At 62.3% G+C, this 17,822-nt stretch carries 16 protein-coding genes; 5 read left to right on the top strand and 11 right to left on the bottom strand.

All coding sequences use genetic code 11. The annotated features are described in order from the left end of the window. Positions 1-40: 40 nt before the first annotated feature. The 4 genes from AMA01_RS01055 to AMA01_RS01040 form a co-directional block, all read right to left on the bottom strand. A complete protein-coding gene (locus tag AMA01_RS01055; protein WP_231862762.1) occupies positions 41-925 on the bottom strand; it encodes a D-alanyl-D-alanine carboxypeptidase family protein in 885 nt (294 codons plus the stop codon). 81 nt (positions 926-1,006) lie between these two features. Next, a complete protein-coding gene (locus AMA01_RS01050; RefSeq protein WP_067845958.1) occupies positions 1,007-1,681 on the bottom strand; it encodes a metal-dependent transcriptional regulator in 675 nt (224 codons plus the stop codon). Then, positions 1,678-2,349 carry a fumarylacetoacetate hydrolase family protein gene (locus AMA01_RS01045; RefSeq protein WP_067845955.1) on the bottom strand — a complete coding sequence of 224 codons (672 nt, stop codon included), beginning with the start codon at positions 2,347-2,349 and terminating at the stop codon, positions 1,678-1,680. Before AMA01_RS01045 ends, AMA01_RS01050 begins: the two co-directional genes overlap by 4 nt. 227 nt (positions 2,350-2,576) lie before the next feature. Next, entirely contained in the window at positions 2,577-2,993 is a 417-nt protein-coding gene (locus tag AMA01_RS01040) for a BrxA/BrxB family bacilliredoxin (protein WP_067846126.1), read from the bottom strand. A gap of 199 nt (positions 2,994-3,192) precedes the next feature. Here AMA01_RS01040 and hemE point away from each other — a divergent pair, with 199 nt between their 5' ends. The 3 genes from hemE to hemG are packed head-to-tail and all read left to right on the top strand — an operon-like array spanning position 3,193 to position 6,604. Further along, complete coding sequence (gene hemE, locus AMA01_RS01035) at positions 3,193-4,272, top strand: uroporphyrinogen decarboxylase (RefSeq protein WP_067845952.1); 1,080 nt, start codon at positions 3,193-3,195, stop codon at positions 4,270-4,272. Then, positions 4,269-5,189, top strand: coding sequence for a ferrochelatase (gene hemH, locus AMA01_RS01030; protein ID WP_067845949.1), 921 nt, complete (start codon positions 4,269-4,271; stop codon positions 5,187-5,189). Before hemE ends, hemH begins: the two co-directional genes overlap by 4 nt. Before the next feature lie 5 nt (positions 5,190-5,194). After that, positions 5,195-6,604 carry a protoporphyrinogen oxidase gene (hemG, locus tag AMA01_RS01025; protein WP_067845946.1) on the top strand — a complete coding sequence of 470 codons (1,410 nt, stop codon included), beginning with the start codon at positions 5,195-5,197 and terminating at the stop codon, positions 6,602-6,604. 13 nt (positions 6,605-6,617) lie between these two features. Here hemG and AMA01_RS01020 read toward each other — a convergent pair whose 3' ends face one another. Continuing rightward, the gene (locus tag AMA01_RS01020) at positions 6,618-7,895 is read right to left on the bottom strand and encodes a hypothetical protein (protein ID WP_067845943.1); all 1,278 of its coding nucleotides are present in this window, start codon (positions 7,893-7,895) and stop codon (positions 6,618-6,620) included. 140 nt (positions 7,896-8,035) lie between these two features. Between AMA01_RS01020 and AMA01_RS01015 the strand changes: the two genes are divergently transcribed. Next, the gene (locus AMA01_RS01015; RefSeq protein ID WP_067845940.1) at positions 8,036-8,806 is read left to right on the top strand and encodes a sulfite exporter TauE/SafE family protein; all 771 of its coding nucleotides are present in this window, start codon (positions 8,036-8,038) and stop codon (positions 8,804-8,806) included. A gap of 141 nt (positions 8,807-8,947) precedes the next feature. Next, positions 8,948-11,302, top strand: a complete 2,355-nt coding sequence (locus tag AMA01_RS01010) for an EAL domain-containing protein (protein WP_067845937.1) — start codon at positions 8,948-8,950, stop codon at positions 11,300-11,302. Here the strand turns inward: AMA01_RS01010 and AMA01_RS01005 are convergent. The 6 genes from AMA01_RS01005 to AMA01_RS00980 all read right to left on the bottom strand — a co-directional run bounded on the left by AMA01_RS01005 (position 11,280) and on the right by AMA01_RS00980 (position 17,762). Beyond that, a complete protein-coding gene (locus AMA01_RS01005) occupies positions 11,280-11,531 on the bottom strand; it encodes a hypothetical protein (protein ID WP_012811370.1) in 252 nt (83 codons plus the stop codon). The two genes, AMA01_RS01010 and AMA01_RS01005, sit on opposite strands and share 23 nt — an antisense overlap. A 107-nt stretch (positions 11,532-11,638) precedes the next feature. Continuing rightward, positions 11,639-12,088, bottom strand: coding sequence for a D-aminoacyl-tRNA deacylase (gene dtd, locus AMA01_RS01000; RefSeq protein WP_067845934.1), 450 nt, complete (start codon positions 12,086-12,088; stop codon positions 11,639-11,641). A 15-nt stretch (positions 12,089-12,103) separates the two neighbouring features. Further along, the gene (locus AMA01_RS00995; RefSeq protein WP_067845931.1) at positions 12,104-14,281 is read right to left on the bottom strand and encodes a RelA/SpoT family protein; all 2,178 of its coding nucleotides are present in this window, start codon (positions 14,279-14,281) and stop codon (positions 12,104-12,106) included. A gap of 24 nt (positions 14,282-14,305) precedes the next feature. Next, the gene (locus tag AMA01_RS00990; protein WP_067845929.1) at positions 14,306-14,830 is read right to left on the bottom strand and encodes an adenine phosphoribosyltransferase; all 525 of its coding nucleotides are present in this window, start codon (positions 14,828-14,830) and stop codon (positions 14,306-14,308) included. Positions 14,831-14,847: 17 nt separating this feature from the next. Continuing rightward, positions 14,848-16,833: a single-stranded-DNA-specific exonuclease RecJ gene (recJ, locus tag AMA01_RS00985; protein ID WP_067845926.1), complete on the bottom strand. Its 1,986-nt coding sequence runs from the start codon at positions 16,831-16,833 to the stop codon at positions 14,848-14,850. Then, positions 16,830-17,762: a cation diffusion facilitator family transporter gene (locus tag AMA01_RS00980; protein WP_082743846.1), complete on the bottom strand. Its 933-nt coding sequence runs from the start codon at positions 17,760-17,762 to the stop codon at positions 16,830-16,832. Before AMA01_RS00980 ends, recJ begins: the two co-directional genes overlap by 4 nt. Positions 17,763-17,822: the final 60 nt, after the last annotated feature.

Below are 17,822 nucleotides of genomic sequence, written 5' to 3'. Positions count from 1 at the left end.
CCATAACCCGACGTACTAAAGGTTATGAGGCGGCCGCTTGTCAACTTGCCGAGTGTTCAGAAGGGGACATGCGGTTGGCCCAGGTGAGCAGGCGAACCGTCTCGCGGTACATGAGGCTCTTGCGTGGCGCACCAAAGACCACGCTCACGAGGATGTGTCCGTCGGACGGGCGCCTCACGGCGGTCGCCAGGCAGTACATCGCGCGCGACGTAAATCCCGTCTTGCCGCCGATAAACTGGCCTATGGAAGCGGGCGGACTGTACAAGAGGCGATTGCCGTTGCGAATCGTCTTCCCCGCGATGGTCGCCTGCGGCGTCTGCATCGCGCGAACAATGCGCGGATACGTGACGGCCTTGGCCGTGATGAGGGCGATGTCCTTCGCGGACGTCGTGTGCGCTTCCGCGTGCAGGCCATTGGGCGTCACGAACTGCGTGTGCGTGCAGCCGATGAGGCGCGCCTCGACATTCATCATGCGCGCGAAACCTGCCTGCGATCCACCAATGGTCTCGGCAATGCCATAGGCGACATCATTCGCGCTCTTCATGATGAGTGCGAGCAACGCCTGCTCCGCCGTGAGCTCCGTCCCCGGGCGCAAGCCCAATCGCACGCGCGGCTGACGGCTGGCTGTCTCGCTGATGTACACCGGATCTTCCGGCCGAAGATGTTGCACGAGGAGGATGGCCGTCATCAGTTTGGTCGTGCTGGCCGGGTACATCGGTTCGTCCCCGCGCTTGTCGTACAGGATTTTGCGATCGGTGGCGTCGTACACCACGGCAGCCTTCACGTTCACGGCTGGCGGACGTGCCGTCTCCGCCTGAACCTGTGGCGGGGCGAAGGCGGCCATCAGGGCCCACCCGCAGGCGATCACGGCCACAAGCGCGCGCCACCACACGCGATTACGTCGAACAGAAAACAAAACGACCACCTCTCTCGCGTGTCGTCGCGTTTTAAGGTGGACGTTTTCAGCTCGTTCTATGCCTTCTGCGAGCCCGGTGCTTTGTGGGCCTCAGGCGGATTGACGCTCGGACTTCGGCCTCACCTGCACGCGATGAGCGACGGCCGGATCGAGCGACAGCGTCTGGCCGCGCACCGTCACGGTCACGCCGGCGGCATACGGTTCCGGCTCACTCACTTGCACCGTCTCGCCCGGGACGAGACCGGTCCGATGGAAGAACCGCAGCAGATCCAGGTCTTCTTCAGCCACTTCGACGATGCGAATCACCTCAAGCTGTGTGTTGGACGGCGCCTCGTCCAGTCCCACGCCCTTGGGGACCGCATGGCCGTTTCCTGGAATGACGTTTCCGTGCGGGCACGTGGCGGGATGATTCAGCATCTCATTCAGCTTGGCTTCCACGAGCGGCGAGATACTGCCCTCCAGTCGCGCGGCTTCCACGTGCGCGTCGGCCCAGTCCAGCCCCAAAACGTCCGTGAGCCACCGCTCGAGCAACCGGTGCTTGCGAATGATGGCCTCGGCGCGCCTTTTGCCCTCTTCCGTGAGCAGCAACTCACGCGAGTCGCTCACCTCCACGTACCCCTGTCCGACCAGGCGCTGCAGGGTCTGTGAAACCGTCGGCCTGGATACACCGAGATAATCCGCCACGCGCGAAGACAAAACCTGCTCGCCCTCCGAATGGAGCACGTAGATGGCCTCGAGGTAGGTGTCGAGCGCACTTCCGCTCACGGCGATCCCCCCTCGTGGGCGGAGAATCGAAACGCTCCCCACGCCTCGCCGTTCATGGAGAGCACCAGCTCATCCCCCGGGCGGACGGGACCGACGCCGCTCGGTGTTCCGGTGAACAGAATGTCGCCCGCGCCGAGCCCGTACACCTCGAGGCAGTGACGGATGAGGTCCGAGAATGAAAACACCATGTCGGACGGCACGCCGTCCTGAACCACCTGCCCGTTCTTCTCCAGGGCAAAGCGCGCATGTTCCACGTCCGAGAAGTCGCCGAACCGATACAAATCCGTCACGATGGCGGAATTGCGAAAGCTCTTGGCAGCTTCCCACGGATAGCCCTTTTGCTTGAGCGCCGACTGGAGCTCTCGGTCCGTGAGGTCAATCCCCAGCGCCACGGCCCCCACGGCGTCCAGCGGCCTCTCGCGGCTCGGTGTCTCCTTGAAGAACAGCACGATCTCGAGCTCGTGATGGACGTCGGAGCGGCCATTTGGATACAGCACCTCGCCACGCGCCGGAACGAGCGCGTGCGTGAACTTGCCGAAGATCATCGGAGAATCAGGAACCTGATTGCCCAATTCGGAGGCGTGATCGCGAAAGTTCCGCCCCACGCAAAAAATGTTTCGGACCTGCGAGATCCAAGCATCGGCACACTTCTCTTTGACAAACCCCATCGCGCCGCCCAACCTCCGATCGTTCAGTTGCCCTTAGCATACCACAGTCGCGCAGAGGCGGCACACGACGCCCCCGCGACGAGTCAATCAACCACCGCGGTGCAGCGCCACAGGGGAAATTCACAGGGCGCAGTCCTGCGCATGCCGTTCTTTCCATCCGCGCAAAGGGCGGCGGAACCGAAGTCCCGCCGCCCTTTGCGCGCAGTCCGTACGCGCGCCACGATCATTCAGTTTGTCTTCGGCTCGCAGTGTTCGTTGAACAGAGCGACCAGCTTCTCCGATACGCGCTCGGGCGTTGATCCCTCAATGTCGCTGCGGTGAAGCACGCCGACAAGTGCCCCGTCTTTGAACAGGAAGAACGAGGGCGACGAAGGTGGTTGGCCGACGAAATATTCGCGGGCGCGCGCCGTCGCCTCCTTATCCTGACCGGCGAAAACCGTCACGAGACGATCCGGCCTGCGGTCGTTCCGAAGAGCCATGGCCACCGCCGGACGGGCGATGCCCCCCGCGCATCCGCACACCGAGTTGACCACGACGAACGTGGTACCCGTCTTCTCGGCCATCACGGCGTCCACTTCTTCCGGGCTGCGCAGCTCTTGGAATCCGATGCTCGTGAGTTCATCCCGCATCGGCTGAATCATCATCTGGTAAAAGTCGAGCTCGAGGCTCACTCGCCCCACCTCCTGACTGATGCAATTCCAAACCTTATTATACTCCTTCCGCATGGCCAATGACAGTTTTGCAAATCCGCGCTCGACGGCCCGAACCCCCGACCGCAATGGTTTGCAACCGCGAACGCGCGTTGGGTATATTAAGGGAGGTACAAATGTTCGAAGCATAGGCATGAGGAATGGGGACTTCGCCGTGAACAACCGCTTTCTCCGCGCTTGCCGGCGCGAACCGGCGGATCGCGTGCCCGTTTGGTTCATGCGCCAGGCGGGCCGATATGATCCTGAGTACCGCCAGATCCGCGAAACGTACACCTTGCTCGACATCTGCCGAGAACCGGAACTGTGCGCGCGCGTGACGCGCATGCCGGTGGACAAACTCGGCGTTGATGCCGCCATTCTATTCTCCGATATCATGGTGCCGGTCGGCGCCATGGGCATGTCGTTTTCGCTGCAGGAGAATGTCGGACCTGTGATGGAACACCCGTTGCGCGCGGAAGAGGACGTCGCAAGCCTGCGCGTGTTTGAGCCGGAAGAAGCGCTGCCTTACGTGCTCGCGACGATTCGACATCTCGCCAAGGCGCTGCCGGTTCCTCTCATCGGCTTCGCGGGCGGCCCCTTTACGCTCGCCAGCTATATGATTGAAGGCGGGCCCTCCCGCGACTATGTGCACACCAAGACCTTGATGCTCGCGCGCCCGGATCTGTGGGACAGGCTCATGAGCAAGCTGTCGCAGGCCATGGCCCGCTACCTTCGCGCGCAGATTCAAGCAGGGGCGAGCGCCGTGCAGATCTTTGACTCATGGGTGGGCAGCCTGTCCGTCCACGCCTTCCGCGTACGCGTCAAACCGCACGTCCAGCGCATGATGGCCGATCTCGCCGACCTCCGCGTGCCCGTGATTTATTTCGGCGTTCACACCGGCGAGTTGCTCGCAGACTTCGCCGACACAGGCGCCACCGTCGTCGGCGTCGATTGGCGCACGCCGCTCGACCGGGCCCGCCAGCGCGTGGGGACGTCGGTCGCGCTGCAGGGCAACCTCGATCCCGTCAGCCTCTTCGCTCCTCCCGAAGTCCTCCGGCGTGAAGTTGAGACCGTGCTTGAGCTCGGGACGCAAAGCCCTGGCTACATTTTCAATTTGGGACATGGCGTCAAACCCTCCACCGATCTCGCCCAGCTCCAGCGCGTCGTCGAGTGGGTTCACGCGTTTGACCCAGCCAATTCACCCTATCCACCATCCAAGGAGGAACGCGCATGACCACCCTCGGTGTCCTCATGATGGCCTACGGCACGCCTCGGAACCTGGACGAGGTGGAGCCTTACTACACCGACATCCGGCGCGGGCGCAAGCCGTCTCCCGCGGAACTGGCAGATCTCATCCGCCGGTACGAAGCCATCGGCGGGGTTTCGCCGCTCCACGACATCACCGAACGCCAAGCGCGGGCTGTGGAACAAGCGCTGAACGCCCGGGGCGACGCCACGTTCCGCGTGTACCTCGGGATGAAACACACGGAACCGCGCATCGCCGAAGCAGTGGCGGGAATGCGCCGGGACGGGATCGACCGCGCCATCGCCGTCGTGCTCGCGCCTCACTACTCGGCGATGAGCGTCGAGACTTACCACAAGCAGGCGCGCGAGGCCGCGCTGGACGGTGGGCCGATGCTCCACTGCGTGAACGAGTGGCACCTTGAACCGCGCTTCCTCGACGCGCTCGCCGCCCGGGTTGAGGAGGCGCTCCGCCAGTGCCATCGTCCCGAGGAGGCCATGGTTATCTTCACCGCTCACTCCCTCCCCGCGCGCATCCTGGAGATGGGCGACCCGTACGTCGACCAGTTGCGCGAATCCGGCGAAGCGGTGGCCCAGCGCCTTGGCCTTGTGCACTACACGTTCGGGTGGCAGAGCGCCGGCCGCACGCAGGAGCCTTGGCTTGGACCAGACCTGCTCGCGACGCTCGAGTCCCTCAGAGCGGAGGGATATCGCGAAGTGGTGGTGTGCGCTCAGGGCTTCGTGGCCGACCACCTGGAGGTCTTGTACGACATCGACATCGAGGCGAAGCATCGCGCCGAGGAACTCGGTATCCGGCTCGTTCGCACCCGTCAGATGAACGACGATCCCGACTTCGTCCGCGCGGTTGCGGACGTGATCGAAGGCGCAAAACGCGACGCAGGGTGGTGATGCGCATGAAACGCGTGGCAGTGATTGGCGGCGGCATCACGGGGCTTTCGGCTTGCCTGCGCCTGCTGTCCTCCGGCGGAGACGTGGGGATTTTGCTGTACGACGCGAGCGATAGGCTTGGCGGGCGCGTGCAGACCATTCGCGAGCCCCATCTTGGCGTGACGGTGGAGGCAGGGCCGGACTCCATGCTCGCGCGAAAGCCCGCGGCAATGCGGCTCATCGAGTCGCTCGGCATGACGGACGACGTCGTGTCCACGAGGCCGGAGGCGACCGAGACGTACATCGTTCGGGGCGGCCGCCTCTGCCCCATGCCGAGAGGTTACCTGGGCATTCCGTTCGATCCGTCCTGCGCGCGTCCGCTTTTGACAGAGGACGGATTGGAGCGCGCACTCGCGGAAGAGCGGCTGCCGCTCCATCTTCCCGAAGGCGACACCGCCCTTGGCGCCTTTCTGCGCACGAGGCTCGGCGACGAATGGGTGGACTACGTCGGCGAGCCGCTCATGGCAGGCATCTACGCCGGCGACATCGATCAGCTGTCGCTCGCGGCCACCTGGCCTTCTCTCCTCGATCTCGCCCGCGCACATGGCAGCCTGGTGTCGGCAAGCCGCGCGCTGACTCCACGCGAGCGCTCGACTCAGCCGCGCGCGGCCCGGAGCGCATTCATCACGGTGCGCGGCGGTCTGGCGTCCGTGATGGAGCGCATGGTGGATCGGATCGAGCGGAGCGGCCGGATCGAAATCCACACCCACGCGCGCGTCAAACGGGTGACAAGAGCTGGGTCGGGATATCGATGCCATATCGAGCTGACCTCGGGTGAGCGCTTCGAACAAGACGTGGACGGCATTGTCTTCGCCGTCCCCCCGCACATCGCCCGCGAGATCATGAGCCCGGTCATCGAATTGCCCGACGTGGAGACGCATTACCAGTCGACGGCGACCATTGTGCTCGTGTACGCGCGCACCGCCTTTGGGCCGGATCTCTCGCGCGCATCGGGCTTCCTGGTGCCGCGCCCCGAAGGCATGGCCATCACCGCCACCACGTGGATGTCGAGCAAGTGGCCACACGTCGCCCCCGAATCCCTCGCTGTGATCCGAGCGTACGTCGGCAGGCGCGGCCAGGATGAATCTCTTGCGCTCCCGGACGGCGAGCTGGCTCGGCGTGCAGCGACAGAGGTCGCGGGCCTCACCGGGGCGCGCGAGCAACCCGTGTGGTTTCGGGTGACGCGCTTTGCCCATGCCATGCCGAACTACGGCGTGGGACACCTCGCCCGCGTGGAGCGGGCGGAGGAGGCGCTCGGCACATCCTGTCCTTCGATAGCCATCGCGGGAGCCGGCTACCGAGGCGTCGGCCTGCCCGACTGCGTGGAGCAGGGGGAACAGGCCGCCCTTCAGGTCCTCGCCGCACTCCGCGCCTGAGATGTCCCTGCGATCACGGCACGGGTGCGAATCGATCTCGCAACCCCTGGGTCGCGAGCAGCACGGTCTGAGTCAGGCTGGTGTTGGCCGCGAGGACAAAACCTTGTGTGTAGGAGACATAGTCGATGTCGAGCACGTAAGGATACGATTCGAGCCACTGCTCAAGCGTGGTGGAATGAATCGTGAGCCACGTGGTGCCTGAGTCGCTGGTTCGCATGAGTCGCCCATCCTTGATGGCGTATCCGTAATCGGGCGTGACGAACGCACACGGCGCGCCCTCTGCGTTGGCCCGCGCGCCGAGCAGCGCGTCGCAAACCTGTCCTGCGTATGAGTCGCCGCCGTCGCGCGTGCGGAAGACGACGACGTGATCGCGCACACCTGCGGCGCTCTTCGTCCGCCAGATGGAGGCGAAGGTGACTTCCTGCTCGAGCGCGCGCGGCGGAAAGAGGCGCGCGACTTTCGCGCCCGCGATGGAAGTAGGCGCCGACAAGACGCGCTTTTCGAAGTGCGCTCCTCCATCGCGGGATTGGTAGGTCACCAGTTTGCCGTCCGGGTTTGCGGCGTAGACGTAGCCGTCGCGAAGGTTCGCGAAGGCCACCTGCACGGCGGCACCAGAAACGAAGCCGGAGCCAGCCGCGGCATCATCGACCTTCACCTGTGCAATGCGTGCCCCCGCCTCCGAGACCCGATACATGAGCGGCGGCGCGTTTGGCCCAGACACAGGTCCAGTGAGTACCACCCAGGCGTCCTTCCGAGTCGGCTGACTGACGCTCGTCACGCGATACCCGTCACTTGGCAATTCCGTCGATGTCACCTGCCAGCGGCGGCCGCCATCGGACGTGGTCATGCGAACAAACCGATTGCCTTCCACGCCATAGATGGCGACCGTGTCGAGATCGACGATGGCCACCTGAGGGTTCTCGCTGCCGCCACCGGTCGACTGCGGCGAGAGGCGGAAGGCGAAGGGAAGGGAGAGAGGTCGCCAGGTCACGCCGCGATCTGTGGTGCGCTCCATGCGAAATTGACCTCGAACGTAGCCGTATCGATAGCCGGTCTCTCCATCGACAAGCCTGACATGATACCATAGGTTCTTGCGTTGAAGTTCGGCGAGTGAGATGGGGCGAGGCGCGTGTGCGTTCGCAGGTTTGTCCAGCATGGCGGCGGTCTGGTCCGGTGGTTTCAGCGCGGACTGGGACTTCGACAGTTGCGCGCCTTGGCCATCCCCGCAACCGGAGAGGCTGAGCGCCCCGAACAGGGCCATCCACGCCAACGTGCGTCTCGTAGCCTTCATCGTATCCCCCCAACCTGAGCATCTAGACGTAGGTTGTCATCATGGCAAGAATCCATACCGAATCCAGACATTGTCGGCTGGCGCGCGCCGCAGTACAATGTTGAGCGTTTACGAAGCGGCGTTTGCGAGGGGGGTCATCGGTGGAACATGTGACGTGGGCACACATGGTCGTGCTTGCGGTGGCGGGCTATGTGGCGGCATTTATCGATTCGACGGTGGGCGGAGGCGGCCTCATTTCCTTGCCAGCGCTTCTGTTTATAGGACTCCCACCCTCCGCGGCGCTCGGTACCAACAAGTTTGCTGGTACGATGTCAGCCATCACAAGCTTCACTTCCTACCTCATGTCTGGCAAGGTCCGCTTGAAGCTGGTAGGACCGCTCTTTCCTCTGGGCGTGCTGGCGTCCGCGCTAGGGGCGTTTATTGTTCACCAGTTGCCTTCTGCGTTTTTGCGGCCGTTTGTGCTCGTGATGTTGGTCATCGTCGCAACCTACACGCTGTGGAAAAAGGACCTTGGCCTCGTGGAGTCTATTCGGCCATTGACGCGCAAGACGTTCGTGCTGACCACGCTGTTGGCCATCGGCTTGGGCTTTTACGACGGCTTTTTCGGGCCGGGAACCGGATCGTTTTTGGTCATGGGGTTTCTGCTTTTGGGCTTTGATTTTCTGTCAGCGAGCGGCAACGCCAGGACGCTCAATCTCGCGAGTAACGCGGGCGCCCTGGTCACGTTCATCGCGGTGGGTGCCGTTCAATATGAGGCGGGGCTCGTCCTGGGCCTGGCGATGGTTCTTGGCGCGTTGACCGGCTCGCGCTTTGCCATTCGCAAAGGCGCCCGCTACGTACGCCCCATCTTCATCGGCGTCACGTGTCTGGTCATCGCGCAACAGGTGGCACAGTTGTTTCACATCGGCTGACTCCCGGCGGCAGACAAAGAGGAATTTTGCTGAACCGCGTCGAATCGCACCATGGAATTGTTGTGCACTCATCGTTGTCATTCTGTTCCTTTGCTATGGAGTTATCTTCCATGGTTTCGGACGACACGAGGCGGTGGCTCTGTGACTCTCGATGCGTTTTCCGGACAGCGCGACGCCCTGACGAATTTGCTGGGACGCGGTCAATTCTTGTTCGTCGTCGCTCAGCGAATCAAGGACGCTTCGCGCAGTGCCATGATTGTGGTGAACCTGGATCGGTTTCGGCTGGTCAACGCCAACCTCAGCTTCGCCGATGGAGACGCAATTCTCCGCAACACGGCGTTGCGCATCGCCCGCAGAATTCCGGAAACCGCCGTTGCCAGCCGTCTCAGCGCGGACGAGTACGCGGTTGCGATGTTTGACGAAGATGTCGAAAAGGCCGATGGCGTCGCGGAACAGTTGAGGACCGCCATCGCCGAGCCTCACGCCATCGGCGGGATGGACGTGATCGTCACGGCCAGCGTGGGCGTGGCCGAGGGCGCTCAGGGCGCGAGCGCAGACGAACTCTTGCGCAGGGCGGACGAGGCCATGCGGCTCGCAAAGCGATTGGGATCCAACCAGGTGCGGCGAATTCAGGATGTTGTGGCTAAGCAGGCCGGCCTTCCTCCTCTGCTGGTGGAGACGATGCTTCGCCAGGCCCTGCACAATCACGAACTCGAAATCCACTATCAGCCGAAGATCCACACGAGGTCGATGCAGGTTGTTGGCGCGGAGGCGCTGTGCAGATGGACTCACCCCGAGCTGGGGCATATCCCGCCGCAGGCGTTCATCCCTGTCGCTGAGTCGAGTGATCTCATCCTGCCCATCGACGAGTACGTGCTCCGAAGCGTCTGCAGGCAAGGCGCGGCGTGGATGAAGCAGGGGTACCGCGTTCGGATCAGCGTGAACATTTCCGGCAGGCAGTTCATGCAGGATGAATTTCCAGCTCTTGTCCGCCAGTGCCTTGCGGAGACGGGCATGGATCCCCAGCTCATTGAACTTGAGATCACCGAGCGAACCGCGATGTGCGACGTGGATCGCGCGGTTCACGTCCTGCAGGAATTGCGAAAAATCGGCGTGCGAATCGCCCTGGACGATTTCGGCGTCGGTTATTCGTCGCTCAACTACCTGATTCAATTTCCGGTTCACACGTTGAAAATTGACCGGACGTTCACGGCTGGAATTCAAAGCGCGGTGAACCAGACGCCCATCATCGGCGCCATCATTTCGCTCGCAAAATCGCTGAATCTGAGTGTCGTGGCTGAAGGGGTCGAAACGTTCCAGCAATTTGATTTTCTGAGAGAAAACAAGTGCGATGAAATCCAGGGCTTCTTGTTTGGTGCGCCCGTTCCGCCAACTTCCTTCCAACTGTCTGCGTTCGTGGCGAAACTTCAGCCTCGTGCGCCGCAGGCGGCTCCGGCAGACGAACGTGCAGCAGAGCCGACTTGGCTGGAACGCCTGTACCTCGAAACCAAGCGCCTGCCGGATTGGCGGCAGATGGCCTCTCACCTTGCAGACACGCTGGCCCCGCGCGTGCCGCTCGACCGACTCAGCATCGAATGGTGGGAGAATGGCGCGCCCTTCGTCGACGTGTGCGAAGTTTCGCTGCGCGACGAGATCCCACCGAGGCCCGTCGGGAGCCTGATCCCGGCCGGATCGAGCGCGGCACCGACGGTCATTCGCGCGGGTCTGGCGATGTGCTCGCCGGATGTTCTCGCTCGACCCGAGTTTGACGAGGACGACCGGCTTGCGGCCGACGGAATTCGCTCCGTGCTGCGCGTGCCCCTCGCGCATCACGGTAAACCTTTCGGCATTCTCACGGTTCAGTCGACCCTGGAGCGAGTGTACACCGACGCTGACCGGCGAATCATAAGCGAGGTCGCGGAACGCGTCGAGGACGTGGCATGGATGGCTTACCAACGCGAGCGATCTCCTTACGAAGCGCTGTACGACGCCCGCACCCACATGTTCCACCGCGCGTTTTTGGCGGAGTGGTTCACGGCGGACGATCCGGTCTGGTTCCTATCGCGCGCCAAGCGGAGGCCGTACCAGGCCTGGACGCACGTGACGGCGTTCGTCGTCCGAGTCGAACCCGTCGGGGAGTGGCCGCCGAGCGAAGCGGAGCGGCTCATGCAGCATGTGGGACAACTGTGGAACGCGTATGGATCTCCCGGTTGGCTCGCCGTCCGGATGGAAGCCGGGGAGATGCTGCTGATTTCCGCAGACGGAGAGGAAGGATCGTTCTACACATTTCTGGAGCAGCTGCGGATGCATCTGAGGGTGATGGAGGTGCGGAACACCCGCCTCGGGTCCCCGTACGTGTCCGTCTCGCTGGGATGGGGCGAGTGCCGCGACGCTTGGCCCAATCTGTGGAACGCTTATCTCCATGCCCGCGCTCGGGCCCTGTCTGGGCTGCGCGCTTCCAGCGGAAACGAGTCTAGCGATGATGAAGCGCGGTGAAGGAATTCACCGCGTGACACCGCGGACACTGGAGCTGAATGGACATCTCAATGTAGGGCCCTTTCGCTCCCGTCACGGTGATGGTGGCATCGATTTCATTGCCGTGTGAAAGGACGATGCCGCCGAACATGTGCCCGGCGAATGGAATCACATGCCCACAGGCGAAGCAGGTGTGATACGCGTGAATTTCCCCCTCGTCGGGATCGCGTTCGAAGGTGTCGATGAACATCGCGCTTCCCCCTTTCGGCCGTAGTGTCGCGCACAGCAGGCCGGCTGATGCGCGGCACATCGTGCCAAGCGGGAAGCTCCGCCCACCTCGCCGATTCGCGACGAGCCTCAGAACTGGCGCTTGCTGTCGAGCAGGATGGTCACCGGGCCATCGTTGACGAGTTCGACCTGCATCATGGCCCGAAATCGACCCGTTTCCACCCGCAACCCCTCGGCGCGCAGCGCGTCGTTGAGCGCATCGTAAAGCGATTCCGCCATCTCCGGCGGCGCCGCGTCCGCATAGCTCGGACGCCGCCCCTTTCGCGCATCGCCGTACAGCGTAAACTGGCTCACGGACAAGACCGCGCCCCCGACTTCGCGCACATCTCGGTTCAGCTTCCCGTCTTCGTCCGGAAAAATCCTCAACCCCGCGATCTTGTCGGCCAAGTACCGCACATCCTCAGGGCCGTCGTCCTTGCCCACGCCGACGAGCAACACGAGGCCGAAGTCGATCTCGCCGACAATCTCCCCATCGACCCTGACCCGCGCCGGGCCGGATCTCTGCACCACTACCCGCATGGCACATCCCCCTTCTTACTGAATCATGCGGCGAACGCTGTAGATGTCTTTGATCCGTTTCAACCGCTCCACCACCGTTCGCAGGTGATCCAAGTTGCGAATGCGGATGCTCATGTGGATATGCGCAATCTTCTTCGCATCGGCTCTCGCGCTCACCGCGGTGATATCGGTCTTCGTCTCCGCGACCGCGTTCAGCACTTCGTTCACGAGGCCATGTCGATCCATCGCCGTGACCTCAATCTCCGCATTGTACGACCAGTCCTTGTCCGTCGCCCACTCGACCTCGAGCGTGCGCGCGCCGCTGTCCACCATCGCCTCCACATTCGGGCAGTCTCGCCGGTGTACCGACACCCCCCGCCCGCGCGTCACGAACCCGACGATCTCGTCGCCCGGAACTGGGTGGCAACAGCGGGCGAACCGGATCAGAATGTTGTCCACGCCCCGGACGCGCACGCCCATCTCCGCAGGCTTCGCCGTTCCCTTTTGGATAGTGACGGTCTCCGGAGGTTTTTCTCCCTGATTGCGCCGGAAGATCTCGACCAGCCTCGTCACGACCTGTGATGGCCCCAGTCCCCCGTATCCGACGGCGGCAAACAGATCTTCCTCCCGCGCAAAGTTGAACTTCTGGAGCACCTCGGACATGGCCTGCGGTGTCATGAGTTGCTTCGGTTCAAACTTCTGCCGCGCAACCTCGCGCTCCACGAGCTCCTTGCCTCGCGCGACGTTTTCCTCACGCTTTTCCCGCTTGAACCATTGGCGAATCTTGCTCTTCGCCTGAGACGTCTGGACGATTTTCAGCCAGTCCCAGCTCGGACCGTACGAATGCTTGCTCGTGATGATCTCCACAATGTCCCCGGTCCGCAACCGGTAATCAAGCGGCACCATCTTGCCATTGACCTTGGCCCCGATGCAGTGGTTACCGATATCCGTGTGAATGCGATAAGCGAAATCAATGGGGACCGATCCGGCCGGGAGCTCAATGACATCGCCCTTCGGCGTGAACACGAACACCTGATCCGAGAACAGGTCGATCTTGAGCGTCTCCATGAACTCCTGCGCATCTCTGAAGTCCTGCTGCCACTCCAGGACCTCCCGGAACCAGGCGAGCTTCTTCGCAAAGTCGTCCTCGACCCGCTTCGAACCGGACTCCTTGTACACCCAGTGCGCCGCGATGCCGTATTCCGCCGTCTGATGCATCTCCCACGTCCGAATCTGAATCTCCAGCGGCTCGCCATTCGGTCCAATCACCGTGGTATGAAGGCTCTGATACATGTTCGCCTTCGGCATCGCGATATAGTCTTTGAACCGCCCCGGCATCGGTTTCCACATCGTGTGAACGACGCCGAGCGCGCCATAGCAGTCCTTGATGCTTTCCACAATGATCCGAATCGCAAAGAGGTCATAAATTTCGTTAAACTCCTTGTGTTGCGTGACCATCTTGCGATAGATGCTGTAAATATGCTTGGCCCGTCCGCTCACGTCCGCCTTCAGGTTCAGTTCGGCGAGCTTCTCACGCAAGACGTCGATCACGCCTTCGATATACTGTTCTCGCTCCTGCCGCTTGCGAGCCATGAGATTGACGATGCGATAATACTGCTGGGGATTCAGGTAACGGAGCGAGAGGTCCTCGAGTTCCCACTTGATGGTGTTGATGCCAAGTCGATGCGCGAGCGGGGCAAAAATCTCCAGTGTCTCGCGAGCCTTGCGAATCTGCGTCTCCGGGCTCTGGTACTTCAACGTACGCATGTTGTGCAGCCGATCGGCCAGTTTGATGATCAGCACGCGGATGTCCCGCGCCATCGCCATGAACATCTTGCGAAGATTCTCGGCCTGCTGCTCCTCGCGAGAATCAAACTTGATCCGCTTCAACTTCGTGACCCCGTCGACCAACGTCGCCACTTCCGCGCCAAACGCCTGCACGATGGTGGAGTCGCTCACCGACGTATCCTCCACCACGTCGTGCAGGAGCCCTGCTATGATGGCCGCCGCATCCAGCCGGAGATCGGCGAGAATGTAGGCGACGGCGAGCGGATGGCTGATGTACGGCTCCCCCGAGAGCCGGGTTTGCCCCTGATGAGCCTTGGCGGCGAAATCGTATGCGCGGCGAACCGCCGCGATGTCCTCATGGCTCATGTAGGACTGAAGCTTCTGGCACAGGCCGTCGATGGTCTTTTCATCCGTCTCCACAGCCACGGCCGCTCACCTCCTCCCGGCTGTTCAGTCGTCAAACTGAACGAGCGTGTACACAGGTATATCGCCAAGCCTATCACGGCCGCCCAACTGTTTCAATTCAATCAGAAACGCGGCGCCGACCACCACGCCCCCGAGCTTCTCCACCAGATCCATCGTCGCCCGCATGGTCCCGCCGGTCGCAAGCAGATCATCCGCCAACACCACGCGCTGACCTGGCCGAACGGCGTCCTCATGAATTTCCAAGCGATCCGTCCCGTATTCGAGGGCGTATTCTACGCTCACGGTCTTATACGGCAGTTTGCCCGGCTTTCGAACCGGAACAAACCCCAGGCCCAGCGTCACGGCGAGTGGCGCACCCACCACATACCCGCGCGCCTCCGGTCCCACAACGAGCTCAGGCTTCCATTCCTCCACCTTGTCGGCGAGTGTGCGAATGGCCTCTCGATACACGGAACCGTTCCCCAGAAGGGGGGTGATATCGCGAAACAGAATGCCCTGCTTTGGAAAATCTGGAATGTCGCGAATCCACGTGCGATATTGATCGTCCAACTCGTTCTCTCCTCTTCCTATCGTTCACTCGGCCCTCCGCCGACCGGCCGCAGATGTCTGCGCACAAGTGCCTGGTACGCCAGGGAATCGCGCAAATCTCGTTTTTCGCTTGCAACCACATGATACAGGCCACCCTCGAACGCGGCAAATCCGAGTTCAACAAAGGTGTCCAGGATGGACTCAAGGTCCCCGTCCAGTTCCGTCGAGACGTCCGGCGCCCGATTGCGCAGCGCCTCCAGGGTACAGGGTCCCTTCCTGAGCGCTCTGAAAACAGCCGCAAACCCCTCTCTCGACACGGCGCGGGGCAATCGGTAGCCGCGGTCGATACGAAGTTGCGGCCGAACCGATCCACGCCAAGCGTTCGGCACGATCTCCACTACGAACGCCCAGAGCCCGGACGCATCCCGGGCCAGAATCTCAGGGGCCCGAAACCACACCGCCTCTTGCCGGGCGTCGCCCTCCGCCAAGAGGAGCTTCAGATGTTCTCCGTTCCCCATTCGCGTGCACTTGACGATCTCGACGGGGCCCACGAAGAACCGGAAAGGTTCGTGCTCAGGGCCAAATGGCGCAAGCCTTTCCAGCCACATGAGCAGCTCGTCCGCAGACTCCGACAACATCAGATAGTCGTCCGCAACCACCCCTGCGGGTTCCCTGTCCATTCTGGCGTTTCGCGCCAGTGCCGCCGCCTGGAGAAATGCCGCTCGAAAATTCGCCAACTGAGACCCGTCAAGCCCACAGCCCACCGCCGCCTCGTGACCGCCGAAATGATCGAGAAAATCGGTGCATGCGCCTAGAATATCGAGCATCGACTGACCTTCAGGGGCGCGCCCAGATCCTCTCAATGTCCCGTCCCCCATGTCCGCGAGCGCGATGACCGGACACCCATAGGCCTGGGAAAGGCGGCCCGCCACCAACCCCACAACGCCGAGCGGCCAATCGCCAGACACCACGATGGCGGCAGGACTTGGACCGTACTCTTGCGCAACGGCCTCCACGGCGTCGGCGAAAGCAACATCCACCGCTTCCCGCCGCTTGTCATTGAGCACCTCAATCTCGTCCGCGAGGCACTTGGCCTCCTCTTCGTCCTCAGCCATCAACAGGCGGTACGCAAGGTCCGCGTGAGCCATACGGCCTGCTGCATTCAGCCGCGGAACCAGGCGCCACGATACGTCGGACGCGGTGAGTGTCTCACGGTTCACTCGGGCACGCTGGCATAGCACCTTCCATCCGGCGCTCCCGCCCGTCGCCAGTGCGCGCGTGCCCTCGCGAACGAGACGTCGGTTCTCGTCGACAAGCGGCATCATGTCCGCGAGGGTGCCGAGCGCGGCGAGACTCATGAGCCATCCGCGCAAGCCATCGTCTGCAATGCCAGCCTCGTCGAGCAACCGATGAGCGACTTTCCACGCGACAAAAGCACCGCAACCTCGCTTGGCCACCGAGGGATGGCGGTGGCGCGTGAAGTGAATGACAGGCACGCCGTCCGGGATGTGTTCTTCACCAGGCTCGTGGTGATCAGTGACGATAACATCGAGGCCATCCGCAAGAGCCGCGCCAATGGCTTCAACCGCTCGAATTCCATTGTCGACCGTCACAATGAGAGAAGCACCGCCACTCTTTGCATCCTCGAGCAGTCTACGTGAGAAGCCATAGCCGTCGGATACGCGCTCCGGAATGTGACACGTCACCTGACCGCCGATGGCCTCAAGCGCCTTCGTCAAAATCACAGATGCACTCACGCCGTCGACATCGTAATCTCCTATCACGGCGATATTCTCACGCTTTTTCACGGCGCACAGGATTCGCTCACACGCCACTCCCATGTCCGTGAAATCCATCGGATCACTCCAGGGAACATCGCTGGTAAGCAAGCTGCGCACCTCTTCCGGATGCACATATCCGCGCGCCGCCAGCACGCGCGCCACCCGCATCGGCATGCCGAGCACACCGGCCAATCTCCGCGCGACCTCCCCGACGGCAGCCGCTCGCCAAAGCGGCACACTCATCCCTGATGCCCCCTCTCACGCCCGTGATGTTGTTCACGAGGATCATACGGATTCACGTGAACAAACACGTCCTGGACGCGATCGAACTTCTCGCGGAGTCGATCCCGCACGGCGGCGGCGATGTCATGGCCAGCGAGCACCGTGATGTTGGCGTCCACAGCAATCTCAATATCGACGATCACGTATTGGCCATGGTCACGCACTCGAATTTCGTCGATGGCGCGAACACCCTGGACGCGCATCACTTCGCGACAGTAGGGCTGAAGTGCTTCCTCGGAGAGAACAACGCGGTCCATCAAGATCTCCAGTGCATCCTTGGCAATTTCAATGGCCATTTTGAGCACGAGAGCCGCCACAAACACACCGGCCGCCGCGTCCGTGTACATGAGCCAACGAATGCCAAGCCGCTCTCCCACGACGGCAAGCACGATGCCGATAAGTGCCGCGAGCGAAGAGTAGACGTCCGCGCGGTGATCCGATGCCTGTGCCAAGAGGCTCTTCGACCGCAGGCGCTTGCCGAGCTTGACGTTGTACCGATATAGCACCTCTTTGACCACTACCGCGACGAATGCCATCACGGCCGCGATCCACTCGGGTGCGCGCGGGCTGTGAAGAAATGAGACCGTCGACGAATAGAACACTTCGATGGATGCCGCGATGAGCAGGACGCTCACGCAGATGGAGGCGATGAGCTCCGCCTTACCGTGACCATAGGGATGGTCCTCATCGGGCGGTTTGCGAGCAATGCGGAGTCCCACGATCACGGCCACCGAACCCACCAGATCGGACGCGGAGTGAACGGCATCCGCAATCAACGCCTCACTGTGCGCCAAGACCCCGACGACGCCCTTCGCGACCGCCAGGAGTACATTCAGAATGGCGTTTAGGTAGCTGATCATAGAACCGCGCCGCTCAAGCGGATTCGTCACTTGCAATCACCATCGAATCCTTTCATCCTATGCGGGACAAAAAGGGGAGCGCCGAGGTGC

The organism is Alicyclobacillus mali NBRC 102425, from assembly GCF_001570745.1.
Classification (GTDB): Bacteria; Bacillota; Bacilli; order Alicyclobacillales; family Alicyclobacillaceae; genus Alicyclobacillus; species Alicyclobacillus mali.
Note: the sequence above shows the minus strand (reverse complement) of the source record. Positions and strands in the feature narration are given on the sequence as shown.

Excerpts from the sequence above, each read along its gene's own strand:
- AMA01_RS01045 (WP_067845955.1), bottom strand. The coding sequence starts at position 2,349 with ATGGGGTTTGTCAAAGAGAAGTGTGCCGATGCTTGGATCTCGCAGGTC.
- AMA01_RS01040 (WP_067846126.1), bottom strand. The coding sequence starts at position 2,993 with ATGATGATTCAGCCGATGCGGGATGAACTCACGAGCATCGGATTCCAA.
- hemE (WP_067845952.1), top strand. The coding sequence starts at position 3,193 with ATGAGGAATGGGGACTTCGCCGTGAACAACCGCTTTCTCCGCGCTTGC.
- hemH (WP_067845949.1), top strand. The coding sequence starts at position 4,269 with ATGACCACCCTCGGTGTCCTCATGATGGCCTACGGCACGCCTCGGAAC.
- hemG (WP_067845946.1), top strand. The coding sequence starts at position 5,195 with ATGAAACGCGTGGCAGTGATTGGCGGCGGCATCACGGGGCTTTCGGCT.
- AMA01_RS01020 (WP_067845943.1), bottom strand. The coding sequence starts at position 7,895 with ATGAAGGCTACGAGACGCACGTTGGCGTGGATGGCCCTGTTCGGGGCG.
- AMA01_RS01005 (WP_012811370.1), bottom strand. The coding sequence starts at position 11,531 with ATGTTCATCGACACCTTCGAACGCGATCCCGACGAGGGGGAAATTCAC.
- dtd (WP_067845934.1), bottom strand. The coding sequence starts at position 12,088 with ATGCGGGTAGTGGTGCAGAGATCCGGCCCGGCGCGGGTCAGGGTCGAT.
- recJ (WP_067845926.1), bottom strand. The coding sequence starts at position 16,833 with ATGAGTGTGCCGCTTTGGCGAGCGGCTGCCGTCGGGGAGGTCGCGCGG.